Annotated in this window: 10 protein-coding genes; 2 read left to right on the top strand and 8 right to left on the bottom strand. The window is 38.6% G+C overall.

Features of this window, described 5'->3' with window-relative positions; genetic code table 11:
• Nucleotides 1-246 precede the first annotated feature (246 nt).
• The 6 genes from pulA to HMPREF1117_RS07880 all read right to left on the bottom strand — a co-directional run bounded on the left by pulA (nucleotide 247) and on the right by HMPREF1117_RS07880 (nucleotide 9,896).
• Nucleotides 247-2,526, bottom strand: coding sequence for a type I pullulanase (pulA, locus tag HMPREF1117_RS07905; protein WP_000283087.1), 2,280 nt, complete (start codon nucleotides 2,524-2,526; stop codon nucleotides 247-249).
• A 65-nt stretch (nucleotides 2,527-2,591) separates the two neighbouring features.
• Nucleotides 2,592-4,550, bottom strand: a complete 1,959-nt coding sequence (gene ligA, locus HMPREF1117_RS07900) for an NAD-dependent DNA ligase LigA (protein WP_001042607.1) — start codon at nucleotides 4,548-4,550, stop codon at nucleotides 2,592-2,594.
• 91 nt (nucleotides 4,551-4,641) lie between these two features.
• The gene (locus HMPREF1117_RS07895) at nucleotides 4,642-5,820 is read right to left on the bottom strand and encodes an MFS transporter (protein ID WP_001083009.1); all 1,179 of its coding nucleotides are present in this window, start codon (nucleotides 5,818-5,820) and stop codon (nucleotides 4,642-4,644) included.
• A 76-nt stretch (nucleotides 5,821-5,896) separates the two neighbouring features.
• Entirely contained in the window at nucleotides 5,897-6,760 is an 864-nt protein-coding gene (locus HMPREF1117_RS07890; protein ID WP_007556940.1) for an Rgg family transcriptional regulator, read from the bottom strand.
• Between the two features lie 2 nt (nucleotides 6,761-6,762).
• Nucleotides 6,763-8,664 carry an ABC-F family ATP-binding cassette domain-containing protein gene (locus HMPREF1117_RS07885; protein ID WP_000584860.1) on the bottom strand — a complete coding sequence of 634 codons (1,902 nt, stop codon included), beginning with the start codon at nucleotides 8,662-8,664 and terminating at the stop codon, nucleotides 6,763-6,765.
• A gap of 77 nt (nucleotides 8,665-8,741) precedes the next feature.
• Nucleotides 8,742-9,896 (bottom strand): DUF4352 domain-containing protein, encoded by a 1,155-nt coding sequence (locus HMPREF1117_RS07880; protein ID WP_000722922.1) that lies wholly within the window; start codon nucleotides 9,894-9,896, stop codon nucleotides 8,742-8,744.
• A gap of 334 nt (nucleotides 9,897-10,230) precedes the next feature.
• Between HMPREF1117_RS07880 and HMPREF1117_RS07875 the strand changes: the two genes are divergently transcribed.
• Nucleotides 10,231-11,949: a phospho-sugar mutase gene (locus tag HMPREF1117_RS07875; RefSeq protein WP_000121683.1), complete on the top strand. Its 1,719-nt coding sequence runs from the start codon at nucleotides 10,231-10,233 to the stop codon at nucleotides 11,947-11,949.
• A gap of 111 nt (nucleotides 11,950-12,060) precedes the next feature.
• The gene (locus HMPREF1117_RS07870; protein WP_000434633.1) at nucleotides 12,061-12,408 is read left to right on the top strand and encodes a thiol reductase thioredoxin; all 348 of its coding nucleotides are present in this window, start codon (nucleotides 12,061-12,063) and stop codon (nucleotides 12,406-12,408) included.
• Between the two features lie 36 nt (nucleotides 12,409-12,444).
• Here the strand turns inward: HMPREF1117_RS07870 and HMPREF1117_RS07865 are convergent, their stop codons facing one another.
• Nucleotides 12,445-13,068 (bottom strand): lysozyme family protein, encoded by a 624-nt coding sequence (locus HMPREF1117_RS07865; protein WP_025171591.1) that lies wholly within the window; start codon nucleotides 13,066-13,068, stop codon nucleotides 12,445-12,447.
• Nucleotides 13,068-14,042, bottom strand: a complete 975-nt coding sequence (locus tag HMPREF1117_RS07860) for a nucleoid-associated protein (RefSeq protein WP_007556959.1) — start codon at nucleotides 14,040-14,042, stop codon at nucleotides 13,068-13,070. The genes HMPREF1117_RS07865 and HMPREF1117_RS07860 overlap by 1 nt, the downstream gene beginning before the upstream one ends.
• Nucleotides 14,043-14,046: the final 4 nt, after the last annotated feature.

Below are 14,046 nucleotides of genomic sequence, written 5' to 3'. Positions count from 1 at the left end.
CTAAGAAAGATTAAAATTATTTTGAAAGTCTTCAATAAATTAACTTATTTCTTCACTTGTAAATCAAGTGTTTTTCAGAAACACTTTGAAAACGAAATGTTTTTTTTACAATACTACCATAAAGTTCGTTATTTTACTAACAAAAATTTAATTTCTAATAAAAAAATAAACCAGGAAATGAATTTCCTGATTTTATGGTTTTTAAGAGACAAGACGACGCAAATGAATTTAAATTGTAAATCGATTCTACAAAACTTTAAAGACACTAACACTTATGTCACCAAGTATATCTTCTTCGAGGGAAGTTGTATTTGTAACAAGTAGCTGCAAACTGCCCGCATTTTCAAAACGTTGAGGTTTGCCTTTAGCATTGAATACGACTAGTAAATGCTCTTTTCCATGAACTTCATATACAATCCAACCACTGTGTTCATTCGCCGAATGGACAAAGACATGGTGATAGATTTCTTCATAAGTGGGATAAGAAAAGGCATCTGTTTGAGTTTTTAACTGAATAACTTTACGAACAAAGTCTATACTATTTTGGCGTTCATTTAGTAAATCCCAATCAACTTGATTGACCTTATCTGGGGCATTGTAGCTATTCATAGCACGTTCTCTATCATCGTGTGTTAATTCCCCATTTGGACCAGTCGCAACAAGTTTAGTACGACCAAATTCTTGACCAATTTCCATAAAGGCCATGCCTTGCATGAGTAAGTTCATAGCTGTTGCAGTCTCTACCTTACGCATGATCTGCTCAGAACTTTGATCCTGATGTAGGGTTGCTAACAAGTCGTGAAGATTGTAGTTATCATGAGCTTCGACATAGTTGAGTACTTGATTTGGACGGATATATGATCCTAATTCACGACTACCAAGGATGGCTTTTGCAAGAATAGGCTCGGTAGCTGCACCACTGACAAAACCAGATTTGATAGAACCATAGACTTCCCCGCCCTTAACTGCATCACGCTGATTGTCGTTAAAGAAGCCAATATTTGGCATTTGATAAGCATTGTCTTTCTTGGCCTTATCATAAGGGGCAAGACCAGTACCCATGTCCCAGCCTTCGCCATATAAGATAATATTAGGGTCAATTTCATCCAAACTCTGACGAATCATCTGCATGGTTTTAACATCATGAATTCCCATCAAATCAAAACGGAAACCATCGATATTGTATTCTGTAACCCAGTAAATGAGGGAGTCAATCATATACTTACGGAACATTTCATGTTCACTTGCTGTCTCGTTACCAACACCTGTTCCATTTTGATAAGTACCATCAGGATTCATTCGATAGTAATAATCAGGAACTGTTGTTTGGAAAGGTGCATCCACTACTGAGAAAGTGTGGTTGTAGACAACGTCCATAATGACACCAATTCCTGCGTCATGATAAGCCTGAACCATAGTCTTCAAATCACGAATGACTTGGGCTGGATCATCAGGATTAGTTGATAAACTTGTTTCCGGTGCATTATAGTTTTGTGGGTCATAACCCCAGTTATAGGTCACATTACCTTCTGAATCATATTCTTTATGACGATCTGCAATTGGTTGCAGTTGCACATAATTATAACCCATACTCTTGATATAATCAAAGGCTGTCGCTTGTCCGTATTGGTTGACAGTCCCTGTTTGGGCAGCACCTAAGAAAGTTCCTCGAAGATGTTCATCCACACCTGAGGTTGGTGATTTGGTCAAATCACGAATGTGCATTTCACAAATAACTGCCTTACATGGATTTTCTAAGCGCCAGATGGCTTCTTTTCCATGTTTGACTTCAAAGTTTTCTACCTGCTTCTCAGCATGACCAATGATAGCTGAACGTTTGCCATCAGGACTGGTCGCAATTGTATAAGGATCTCGTGTCAGTGTCTGGTGATGAGGAAATTGGACTTGATACTGATAAGCCTTACCAGTCAAATCTTCCTCAACAACTAGACTCCAAACTCCAATCGTATTATCTTTATGATTATAAGAGTAGCTATTGCCTCTCTTCATATCAAATGTTTTCCAAATTGGAGCATCATTTGCAGTAGATTCATAAACCACAACTTGTACTTCTGTTGCTGTTGGAGACCAAAGGGAAAAGGTAGATTTTTGGTCCTCTACTTGGCACCCAAGCTCACCTTGATAACCCCAATGATGATCAAAACTAGCACTGTTAATCGCCTTATCGAAGGCAAAAGGATTTTGATTTTTATAAGCAGGACTTGCAATAGCTGGATTTTCTGAATAATAAATCCGGTCATCTTCCTCTAAAATCCATACCTCTGTCAAAAGTGGATAGTAGTTGAAACGAATAGAATATTCCTTATTGGTTTGTCCCGTATGAACAATAAAATTTAAGGTTTCTAAAGCCTGTTCACTTGAATGTTCAAAAGTAAACAAAGCGCCAAAATAATCTTCCTTATAGGTTAATAAATCGATTCTCTGATCTTGACTTTTGACAAAAGAACATGTGTCGTATTCTCCATTTTTACGATGGTAATGAATGCGCATAGGGTAGTTGTACATAATTTTATTTCTTATCTTTCTTTTCTTATTTTTCGATTAAATTTAAAAATACTAAATCTTAGTCTTTACAGACTTTCTAGCCAAGCTTCATCTCGAACTTCGATACCAAGTTCTTGTGCTTTTTGAAGTTTACTTCCAGCATCTGCTCCTGCAACGACGAGGTCGGTCTTTTTAGAAACACTGCCTGTTACCTTAGCACCCAGACTTTCGAGTTTACTTTTAGCTTCTGAGCGCTTGAGACGTTCCAATTTCCCAGTCAATACAACGGTCAAACCAGACAAGGTCGCATCTACCACTACAGTCTGACCTTTATAGTCCAGATTTACCCCAGCTTCTTTCAATTCTCTTAGGAGAATTTCTGAGCCTTCTGTCGCAAAAAATGTCTGAAGACTCTTGGCAATCACGCCTCCCAGACTTTCGATACTAGCCACTTCTTCTGGATCTGCCTGAGCCAGATTTTCAATTGAATGGAAATGTTGGAGTAAGAGCTGACTGGCCTTGCTTCCTACATGGCGAATTCCCAAACCAAACAAGAGTTTCTCAGCAGAGTTTTCCTTTGATGCTTGAATGGCTTGATAGAGTTTAGCAGCGGACTTTTCCTTAACCCCTTCTAAAAGGAGGAAATCTTCTTCTTTCAAACGGTAAATATCTGCCACATCATTGACAAGATTAGCCGCATAAAGCTTCTCAACAATAGAAGGACCCAGGCCTGTAATATTCATGGCATCACGAGATGCAAAGTGAATCAAACCTTCCATAATTTGGGCAGGACAACGCGGATTGATACAACGGAGAGCCACTTCATCTTCAAAGTGCAACAAGTCAGAGTTACAACTTGGACAGTTTGTAGGGATATCTAGTTTTTCTTCAGAAATCCGTTTGGACTCTACTACACGTAAAACGGCAGGGATAATATCTCCAGCCTTATAAACGATAACCGTATCATCTTTGCGGATATCTTTTTCAGCAATATAATCCACATTGTGTAGAGTCGCACGGCTAACAGTTGTACCAGCTAGTTGTACTGGTGTTAGATTGGCAGTCGGGGTTACAACACCCGTACGGCCAACTGTCCAATCAACAGATAAGAGTTTAGCTTCTTTTTCCTCAGCAGGAAACTTGTAGGCTACTGCCCACTTTGGAGCCTTAACCGTAAATCCAAGTTCTTCTTGACTTGCTAGGTCGTTGACCTTGATTACCACTCCATCAATATCGTAAGGCAGATTTTCACGTTCTTGTCCTATTTCTTGGATAAAATTCCAGATTTCATCTATGTTTTCAGCCAAGATTCGCTTAGGATTGACTACAAAACCTAGTTGTTCAAGGTGATTCAAAACCTTTTCTTGGCTGTCACGAGTTGAAGGACTGGCTTCTTGATAGAGAAAGGTAGCAAGATTGCGCTTGGCAACTACTGCTGTATCCAACTGACGTAGTGTGCCTGCCGCCGCATTACGAGGATTGGCAAATTCAGGCTCTCCATTTTCTTGGCGAGCTTGGTTAACCTGGTCAAAAGAAGCGCGTGGCATATAACATTCCCCACGAACTGTGATATCTAGTTCTTCTGGCAAGGTCAAAGGAACGTCCTTAACACGCTTGAGGTTTTCTGTAATATTTTCACCAACAGAACCATCTCCACGTGTTGCCCCAGCAACCAAAATCCCCTTTTCATAAGTAAGAGAGATAGATAAGCCATCGATTTTCAACTCACAAATATAGGTTGGATGGACCACTTCCTTACGAACACGCGCATCAAAAGCTTCAAGCTCCTCACGTGAAAAAGCATCCTGCAAACTATAAAGAGGATACTGATGACTGTATTTTTCAAAACCATCTAAAACCTTGCCACCAACACGATGAGTCGGACTGTCTGCTAATACTTGATCTGGATAGGCAGCCTCCAACTCAACCAACTCACGGTAAAGGCGGTCATACTCACTATCTGAAACCGACGGATTATCGCTGGTATAGTACTCAGTCGCATAGCGATTGAGCAAGACGACTAACTCATTCATTCTTTTATTCATAAAACCATTTTACCATAAAACAAGCCCTCCTCACAATGGAGAAGGGCGGAAAAAATACTTAGATTGGATTTATTTTTAAAATCAAACAGACTTATGTCTCTTTTTCAAAATGAGTTCGAACATATCCGAGAGCTAAGAAAGATAAGGCTACAACTCCAAGTCCAATAATCAAGAAAGAATAAAGATGGACACTTGGAAGCAAGGTCATCAAACCTTTCGCAATAGGCATAAAGAGAATTGCCAGTGTAAAAATGGTACTCAATACCCTACCCAGATATTCTCCATCAATCTTGGTCTGTACCTGTGTAAAGAAGTGAATATTAAAAATCGTCATAAAGAGTTCACAAATCAGGTTTCCAGAAAAGGTTAAAATATTGGGCAGTGGCAAACCCATCATGAAAACTCCTACTCCTGTTAAAATCAATAAGAACAAAAGTGTATTCATACTTGATTTAAATTTATTTGCTATCAGTGCTCCTATAATTGAACCAATCGCACCCATGGTTAAGATAGTCGCATAAGCTCCTTCTACTCCATATAGTTTATTTGAAAAAGGAAGCAAAAACTCAAAAGCCGCAAAAAAGAAATTAACGCTGGAAGCCACTAACAGGAGAAAGAAAATCTCTTTTTGATGCCAGATATAGTGCAAGCCATCTTTGATATCCGCAAAAATATCTTTCCCAGTAAAAGGTTTCTTATCTTGAACCTTTAGTTCTTCTTTTGGAAGTAAGGCCACTAGAACAAATGCTATAAAAAAAGTCAAAGCATCTAGTAAGAGCGTCAGATGGAGACTTGCAAATTGTAAAACCAGAAAAGAGAGTACAGGGGAACTCACACTGACAACCTGCAAGACCAACTCCAAACGAGAATTGTAGAGGACCAGTTCATCCTTCTCTACCAATTCTGTGATAATGGCCTTATTTGCAGGTCTAGAAAAGGCAAAAGCAATAGCCTGAACAATGTTGGCAAAAATCAAAGCCCCAATCATCCAGCTATCATTCCTTATGAAAGAAATAGCCAGACAAAGAATTCCACAAACAAGGTCTGCAGCCATTAAAATCCTACGACGAGAAAAACGGTCTGATATAACTCCACCAAAGGGATTGACTAGAATGGATGTGACGAGTTCAGAAATCTGATAAATCCCTAGAACTGTCTGTCCTATCGTTCCCATTGATGCCAACCAAACACTGTTTCCATAATCATAGAGCATATTTCCTATCTTGTTTATAGCTCCTCGACTAATCAACTGTACTGCGTATCGATTCATAAAAACTCCTCTCAAATTTTGAAACTATTGTATCAAAACTTGGAGGAGTTTCTCATTTTTCCCATATTTGGGAAAATTAATCTTTGACAAATTTCTCGTAGTGTTCCTGATAGTAGGCTACTTGCTCTGGAAGACATAGTAGGTCAAAAATATGCATGGCTTCTTGCATCTGCTTACACCCTTCTTTACACTGTCCTTTTTGGTACAAGGAAAAGCCTTTTAGATAATGGAAAATATTACGCTCATACAGTTTGATCCCTTTACCAATAATCTTCTCTGTATAAGTCTCAAAATAACTTGCATTTTCAAAAGAAAGATGCTCTAAACAATGCTGGTAACAATTAAGGGCTAAAATCAAGACCAGTTTTCTATGGCGACCAATTTCTTGATAAAATTCTTCCCTCTCCATCACTTCTCTACCAATCCGAGTGACATAGTCCACATCGTAGAAACTATAGAGGTTCCCGAAAAGAATCAACTCATACATGGTCCATTCTTCTGTTTTGAAAAGATAATCTGCTACCTTATCCAAATCATCCTGCTTCATATCATAAGTCGCATCTCTTTGACAAATCAGACCTTGCAACAAAATCCAGTTCAGCTCAAAATAAAGGGGATTCGTCGAACTCTTAGCCTTTTCAAGTTGTTCCCTTTGAAGCTTTTGAAAACCTGCAATATCATTTGAGTAGTAAAGAGGTATAATTTGTGCCATCATAGAAACATGTTCATGATTATGGAAATCCCTAGCCTTATCCATGAAATTTTCGATTGTAACATGAATGTTATCCAAAATCTCAAAGAAACGTGAGACTGCTAGATCAGACTCCCCAAGCTCAAAGCGAGATAATTGAGAGGTAGAGCAAGACTCGCCTGCTGCCTCCTTTAAAGAATAATTTCCGCTTGTCCGAAATTCACGAAATACCTTTCCAAGATGTTCCATCTTCACACCTGCTCTGATAATTCTTCCCATTCAAGCATAGCTTCTTCCTGACGATGACTGATTTTGTCCAGTTCAGCCTGTAATTCCATGAGTTTACCTGCATCGTTGGTTTCCAACATTTGTTCAGAAATGGCTTGGCTTTGACTTTCTAGCTCTTCAATTTCAGCTTCTAGACTTTCGATTTGTCGCATAAGCTTGCGAACTTCTTTTTGACTTTCTTTCTGGGCCTGATAGTCATTAACTGGACTTGCTTCTTTTGCTTGATTGCTGGTTAAAGCTTCCTCTGTCAGACTGACTTCCATTTCAGCCTTTTTATCAACATAGTAGTCATAATCTCCCAAGTAGAGAGTCGAGCCATTCTCAGACAATTCTAGAACATGAGTTGCCACACGATTGATAAAGTAACGGTCATGGCTGACAAAGAGTAAGGTTCCATCAAAGTCAATCAAGGCATTTTCTAGCACTTCCTTGCTATCAATATCCAAGTGGTTGGTCGGCTCATCCAGAATCAGGAAGTTGTTGTTTTCCATAGACAGTTTAGCAAGAAGTAAACGTGCTTTCTCCCCACCAGACAGCATACCGACTGATTTTTTAACATCATCTCCTGAGAAAAGGAAGGCCCCAAGACGGTTGCGGATTTCAACTTCCGGTGTCAATTTGAAATCATTCCAGAGTTCATCCAGTACCGTATTACTTGGTGTCAGCTTGCTTTGCGTCTGGTCATAGTAACCAACCTCAACATTGGCGCCAAAGCGCTTTTCTCCCTTGATAAGCGGAATTTGATCCACTATAGACTTGATAAAGGTTGACTTGCCGATTCCATTTGGACCAACGATGGCAACAGCATTCATCTTACGAAGGTCTAGGTTGATAGGCTCTGACAATACTTCCCCATCATAACCAATAGCCGTATTTTCAACAGTCAAGACAACATTGCCCGACGTTTTCTCAGACTGGAAGGTCATATTGGCTGATTTCTTACCAGCTTCAGGCTTGTCCAAACGCTCCATTTTTTCCAGTTGCTTGCGACGAGATTGGGCACGTTTGGTCGTTGAAGCTCGGACTAGATTGCGATTGACAAAGTCTTCCAGAGCGGCAATTTCCTTCTGTTGCTTTTCATAATTTTTGGCTTCAGTTAGAAGTTTTTGCTCCTTCAATTCGACAAAACGAGAGTAGTTGCCCACATAGCGATCCAAGGAATGCTTGGTCAAATCCAGCGTAATCGTCGCAACCTTGTCCAAGAAATAACGGTCGTGGCTGACAATAATAAGGGCACCGCTATAGTTTACCAAGTAATTCTCTAGCCAGGCAATAGTTTCGATATCCAAGTGGTTAGTTGGCTCGTCCAATACCAAGAGATTGGGCTTTTCAAGGAGCATTTTGGCTAGAGCCAAGCGAGTATTTTGACCACCAGAAAGCTCGGCAATTTTCATCTGCCACATAGACTCATCAAATTTGAATCCATTCAAAATCGCTCGTATATCAGCTTCAAAGGTGAAGCCCCCTGCTTGGCGAAAATTCTCCGATAAGCGGTCGTAATCTGACATCAGTTTATCCAAATCATCACCAGACTTTTCTCCCATCTCCAACTCCATCTGACGAAGTTGTTTCTCAGTTCGACGCAAGTCATCAAAGACATGAAGCATCTCATCGTAGATGGTATTTTCAGACTCAAAACGGCTGTCTTGGGCTAGGTAAGATAGAGAAATATCTTTTTTCTTATTGATTTCTCCACTAGTTGGCTCCTCTTCTCCAACCAAAATCTTCAAAAGAGTAGACTTACCTGCACCATTTTTTCCAACAAGAGCAATCCGATCTCTTTCATCAACCTGCAGGTTGATATTATCAAAAAGAACCTCTCCTGCAAAAGAACGTTCAATTTTATTAGCTTGTAAAATAATCATAAACCTATTTTACTATCTTTTTCTATTTAATACAAATGCAATAAAAAAGTTCAAGTTTAAAACTCGAACTTTTAATATTAATAACCAACCCCTCCACGGAATGTGCGAGCCATATCTTTTAAATCATAGTTCTTAGAAGAAGTGTCAATGGTCCATTTCCCATCTTTTTTACTCATTTTAATTTCATACCCCTCTTTTCTCATACTATCACTAGTATCTAGAGGAGTAGACTCAAATTGGCTTGGAGCATTTTCTAGAATATATTTCTCACCAGCTTTCATAGCTTCTGAATAGTTACCATATTTTCCTTTATTTTCTTCGTAGAATTTACGGCTTAGTTCAAAAACATTTAAGTTTTCCAAGTCAATTGTTTCTGGTCTTACATAGATAACTGCATAATCAGGTAAATAAGTTTTTACTTTGTATTCTACCTTTGCTCGTTTAGCATTAGCTTTGATATATCCTTCAGCAAAGGTGCGAAGTTCTGAATCTGAAGGTTTGTAGTTATAAAAACTTTTTCCGAATGATTCTGTAAATTTCTTAATGAATTCTTCCCGATCAGCCTTAACATCATTAGTGAATTCAGCTCCATTATCAGATGATTTTTTATCATCTGCAAGGGCAACAACTTTAGCCTTGTTATCAGCAGTACTTAGTTTTGTTCCACCCCCTGAGTTTTCCCCATCAAGGTAAACCGCATCAACATACTTTTTCATTACCTCTTTAGCTTCATCGATATGATCTTCGTACTTACTTGGATCAACTTTGATAGCTACATCATTATTCTTATTAGATGTTTCTTTTATGTCTTCATAGAAGCTAGGTGCAAAATGAAGTTCATATTTAGCATTTTTATCAACTTCATAAACAACATAGCCAGCTACACTTTTTCCTTTAGAAATACTATCACCATAATCCATGAATTTAGTTTTACTATCACTCTCATACATTTGAATTGGTTCTACTTTTTCATCTTTTTCATTATAAAGAGTGATATCTCGGTTAGTGAAACTGAACTGTTTATCACGATTGTTTTTGATTTCTACTTGAAGAGCAAGATAGCTTGAAGATGAATCTTCGTCTTTAGGCAATACAAACATCCCATCTTTAACAGATACTTCAAAATTGGAGTTGGATGCAGTACCATTGTCGCTTGCTTTTTTTGATGATCCACAAGCAACAAGTGCTAATGTTGATAACAGCAAAGCAGAATAGCTAAGAATTTTTTTCATAATAGAATATCTCCTTTTATTATTAGTAATATTATACCATAGATATAAAATCATTCAAATTAGAAACCGAACGTTTTAAAAAAAATCTAAAAATTATAGAATTATTTCTAAAATTTTTAGAAACAAATTAGAAATACCGAACTAATCACTAAATGTATTTTTTGAAAATCAATTTCCTATGCTTTTACAATAGAAAACCTGAAGAATAAACCTAATAGATATCATAATTAAAATGATTTATTAAAGTAGTAACGCTCATGCTAACGTTTTACTAAAAAACTAAATCATGATATAATGAAAGCGATGAGAACAAAAACTATTAAGGAGAATCAATATGTCTTACCAAGAAAATTATCAAAAATGGCTTGATTTTGCAGAGCTTCCTGACTACCTTCGTCAAGATTTAGAAAATATGGATGAAAAAACAAAGGAAGATGCCTTCTATACAAATCTTGAATTTGGTACTGCAGGTATGCGTGGTTTGATTGGTGCGGGTACAAACCGTATCAATATCTACGTTGTTCGTCAAGCAACAGAAGGTTTGGCACGTTTGATTGAATCAAAAGGTGGAAACGAAAAAGAGCGTGGTGTTGCGATTGCTTATGATAGCCGTCACTTTTCTCCTGAGTTTGCCTTTGAATCTGCTGCAGTTCTTGCTAAACACGGTATCAAATCTTACGTATTTGAAAGCCTTCGTCCTACTCCAGAGCTTTCTTTTGCAGTTCGTCACCTCAACTGTTTTGCAGGTATCATGATTACTGCTAGCCACAACCCTGCACCATTTAACGGTTACAAGGTTTATGGTGAAGATGGTGGACAAATGCCTCCACACGATGCGGATGCTTTGACAACATACATCCGTGCAATCGAAAATCCATTTGCTGTTGAAGTTGCTGATGTTGAAGCTGAAAAAGCTTCTGGTTTGATTGAAGTTATCGGCGAGGCTGTCGATGTAGAATACCTTAAAGAAGTCAAGGATGTTAACATCAACCCAGACTTGATTGAAGAATTCGGTAAAGACATGAAGATTGTCTACACACCACTTCATGGTACTGGTGAAATGTTGGCACGTCGTGCTCTTGCCCAAGCAGGATTTGACTCTGTTCAAGTCGTTGAAGCGCAAGCAACTGCTGACCCAGACTTCTCAACTGTAAAATCTCCAAACCCAGAAAGCCAAGCAGCCTTCGCCCTTGCTGAAGAACTTGGTCGTCAAGTTGGTGCCGATGTTCTTGTTGCAACTGACCCTGACGCTGACCGTGTTGGTGTTGAAGTTCTACAAAAAGATGGTAGCTACCTCAACCTTTCAGGTAACCAAATCGGTGCTATCATGGCTAAATACATCTTGGAAGCCCACAAAAACGCTGGAACTCTTCCTGCAAACGCAGCCCTATGTAAATCAATCGTATCAACTGACTTGGTAACGAAGATTGCTGAAAGCTACGACGCAACTATGTTCAATGTCTTGACTGGTTTCAAATTTATCGCTGAAAAAATCCAAGAATTCGAAGAAAAGCACAATCATACTTACATGATGGGATTTGAAGAAAGCTTCGGTTACTTGATTAAACCATTCGTACGTGATAAAGACGCTATCCAAGCCGTTCTAGTCGTTGCTGAACTTGCTGCCTACTACCGTTCACGTGGATTAACTCTTGCTGATGGAATCGAAGAAATCTACAAAGAATACGGCTACTATGCAGAAAAGACTATCTCTGTTACTCTTTCTGGTGTCGATGGAGCGGAGCAAATCAAAGCTATTATGGCTAAATTCCGTAACAATGCACCAAAAGAATGGAATGCAACAGCTATCACTGTCGTAGAAGACTTCAAGACACAAACTGCTACTGCTGCTGACGGTACTGTTACAAACTTAACAACTCCTCCAAGTGATGTTTTGAAATACACACTTGCTGATGGTTCATGGATTGCCGTTCGCCCTTCAGGTACAGAACCAAAAATTAAGTTCTACATTGCAGTTATAGGTGAAACCAACGAAGAATCACAAGCTAAGATTGCTAATATCGAAGCAGAAATCAATGCTTTTGTAAAATAAGGCACTATAAAAGATGAGACCAACCAATCTCATCTTTTTTTCGTATCAAATCTAAGCAATTTTAGAAACTTTATGGCATACTAGACATATCAATGAAAGCGAGGTAATCTCATGGAACAATTTTTAGATAATATCAAAGACCTTGAAGTCACTACAGTTGCGCGTGCGCAAGAAGCTCTTGATAAGAAGGAAACTGCAACCTTCTTTATCGGTCGCAAAACTTGTCCTTACTGCCGTAAATTTGCTGCTACATTGTCAGGTGTCGTAGCTGAAACCAAAGCCCACATCTACTTCATTAATAGTGAAGAAGCAAGCCAACTCAATGAGTTACAAGCATTCCGCTCACGCTATGGAATCCCAACTGTACCAGGCTTTGTTCACGTTGCAGATGGACAAATCAATGTCCGTTGCGACTCTTCAATGTCAGCTCAAGAAATCAAAGAATTTGCAGGATTATAAAAAAAGTCACTCGTATGAGTGGCTTTTTTGTGTTTTCTATAGAAAAGGAATGATTTCCATCACTTTGACCATTGATTTCAATATATAAAGATTTAGTTGCACCTGTCTAGAATAGTAATAATTTCCACCATTTACATAAAGTTCAGCTCCATGCAGAATAGATATAGGATGGATATACCTGTATGTTTTTCCTGTGGTATTTCCAAGTGAGGGAGCAACTGTCTCTCGCGAGTACTGTTTTGCTAATGAGAGAGTATTTTTCTTACCATGTTGAGCAATAAAATCAATATATGTTGGTCCAAAATTATAAGCCTGCACGGCCGTCCAAACATCAACTCCCTTATTTTGTGCCTGATAGAGATTATCTGTCAGAGTTTGGATTCCTTGACGAATGCTAATAGCTTTGTCGTTGATGGAGTTTGTTGAGCCAGTTGCAGACTCACTTGACTGCATGACATCTCCTTCTTTTCCTTTGGTTTCGGTGTAGATCATAGCGAGCACAAGCTCTTCATTTGCTGGTGTATCTTTTTCACTCAAGATTTCCCTAACCAAAGTTTGGTAAGTCATCACTTGCTTAACATCTTGATGAATACGGTATATTTTATAGCCAACAAAAAGTAAGACTGCTAGCACTAGCACTCTTCGTAATAATTTAAACATTATTTGCTTTGTATATCCTCGATATTTTTGATTAAGATAGAGTAGGTTCCATTATCATTTTGGATAAACTCAACAGACTCGGCGTCTTGATAGACGTTATTGGGAACGATGAGCTCAATTCCATTTGACAAGGAGAGTTTTTGGTTTTCAAATTTCTTTAATTGGCGACTGGCATCAATTTCATCAAATTGAACAGGCTCTGGTACAGCTTCCTTGACTTGATCAATAAAGCTTAATCGAGCTGTCAGGTTGTTATCAAAAAGATCATTGGCCAATTTTTCAGGTGACAACTCATTGCTTTCTTCTAAATTGTTGAAAATAGCAGACTTGACCTTGGATTGAAATTGAAAATCATCTGTGTGAAAAGATTCAGCAATTCGCTGGGCCGTTTTTTCCAGCTCCTTGATGGATTTCTTGGGAGAAATCTTAGGAGCCACAGCAAGAAGATTTTCTGAAAAATAGTTCAAAAAAGTCCCGTTGTATTTGATTCGTTTTTCAATCAGGTGATACTTACGACTCTGAAGATTAACCACCAAGGCCTCGTCAGCACCCGTTCCAAATCCAGGCAGGTTATTCTGAGTCAGCTTGATTGGATTATCAACTTCTCCACCGAGGTGGGTCAAGGTCTCACGCAGGGCAATTCGCAAGAAAGCAAAATGTTCTACACCTTCTTTAGAAAATTGCACAAAAATCAAATCATTGGTCTTGAGATTCTCAGAAATACTGAACTCCTCTTTCCAGAGATTAGCCAGTGTTACTGATGTCTCCAATAAATCGTTTGTGATGTGATTGAAGAAGGGATTTTCTTCTTCGAAAATCCCAGTCTTGGCTTCATCTGAATACACACGTTCAATTTTTTTCCGCAGGTATTCTTCGATTTTTGGAGTGATATTGAGAAACTTATCCGCTAGAAACAGCTCAGTATCATCTGGGCTGAACTGGTGAATAATAGCTTTCTTAATATAAATATCCATAAAA

Source organism: Streptococcus sp. SK643, assembly GCF_000259505.1.
Classification (GTDB): Bacteria; Bacillota; Bacilli; order Lactobacillales; family Streptococcaceae; genus Streptococcus.
The sequence above is the reverse complement of the archived record's forward strand: the minus strand, read 5'-3'. Positions and strand labels throughout refer to the sequence as shown.

Coding starts and splice junctions, on each gene's coding strand:
- HMPREF1117_RS07895 (WP_001083009.1), bottom strand. CDS start 5,820: ATGAATCGATACGCAGTACAGTTGATTAGTCGAGGAGCTATAAACAAG.
- HMPREF1117_RS07875 (WP_000121683.1), top strand. CDS start 10,231: ATGTCTTACCAAGAAAATTATCAAAAATGGCTTGATTTTGCAGAGCTT.
- HMPREF1117_RS07880 (WP_000722922.1), bottom strand. CDS start 9,896: ATGAAAAAAATTCTTAGCTATTCTGCTTTGCTGTTATCAACATTAGCA.
- HMPREF1117_RS07870 (WP_000434633.1), top strand. CDS start 12,061: ATGGAACAATTTTTAGATAATATCAAAGACCTTGAAGTCACTACAGTT.
- HMPREF1117_RS07890 (WP_007556940.1), bottom strand. CDS start 6,760: ATGGAACATCTTGGAAAGGTATTTCGTGAATTTCGGACAAGCGGAAAT.
- pulA (WP_000283087.1), bottom strand. CDS start 2,526: ATGTACAACTACCCTATGCGCATTCATTACCATCGTAAAAATGGAGAA.
- HMPREF1117_RS07885 (WP_000584860.1), bottom strand. CDS start 8,664: ATGATTATTTTACAAGCTAATAAAATTGAACGTTCTTTTGCAGGAGAG.
- HMPREF1117_RS07865 (WP_025171591.1), bottom strand. CDS start 13,068: ATGTTTAAATTATTACGAAGAGTGCTAGTGCTAGCAGTCTTACTTTTT.
- ligA (WP_001042607.1), bottom strand. CDS start 4,550: ATGAATAAAAGAATGAATGAGTTAGTCGTCTTGCTCAATCGCTATGCG.
- HMPREF1117_RS07860 (WP_007556959.1), bottom strand. CDS start 14,042: ATGGATATTTATATTAAGAAAGCTATTATTCACCAGTTCAGCCCAGAT.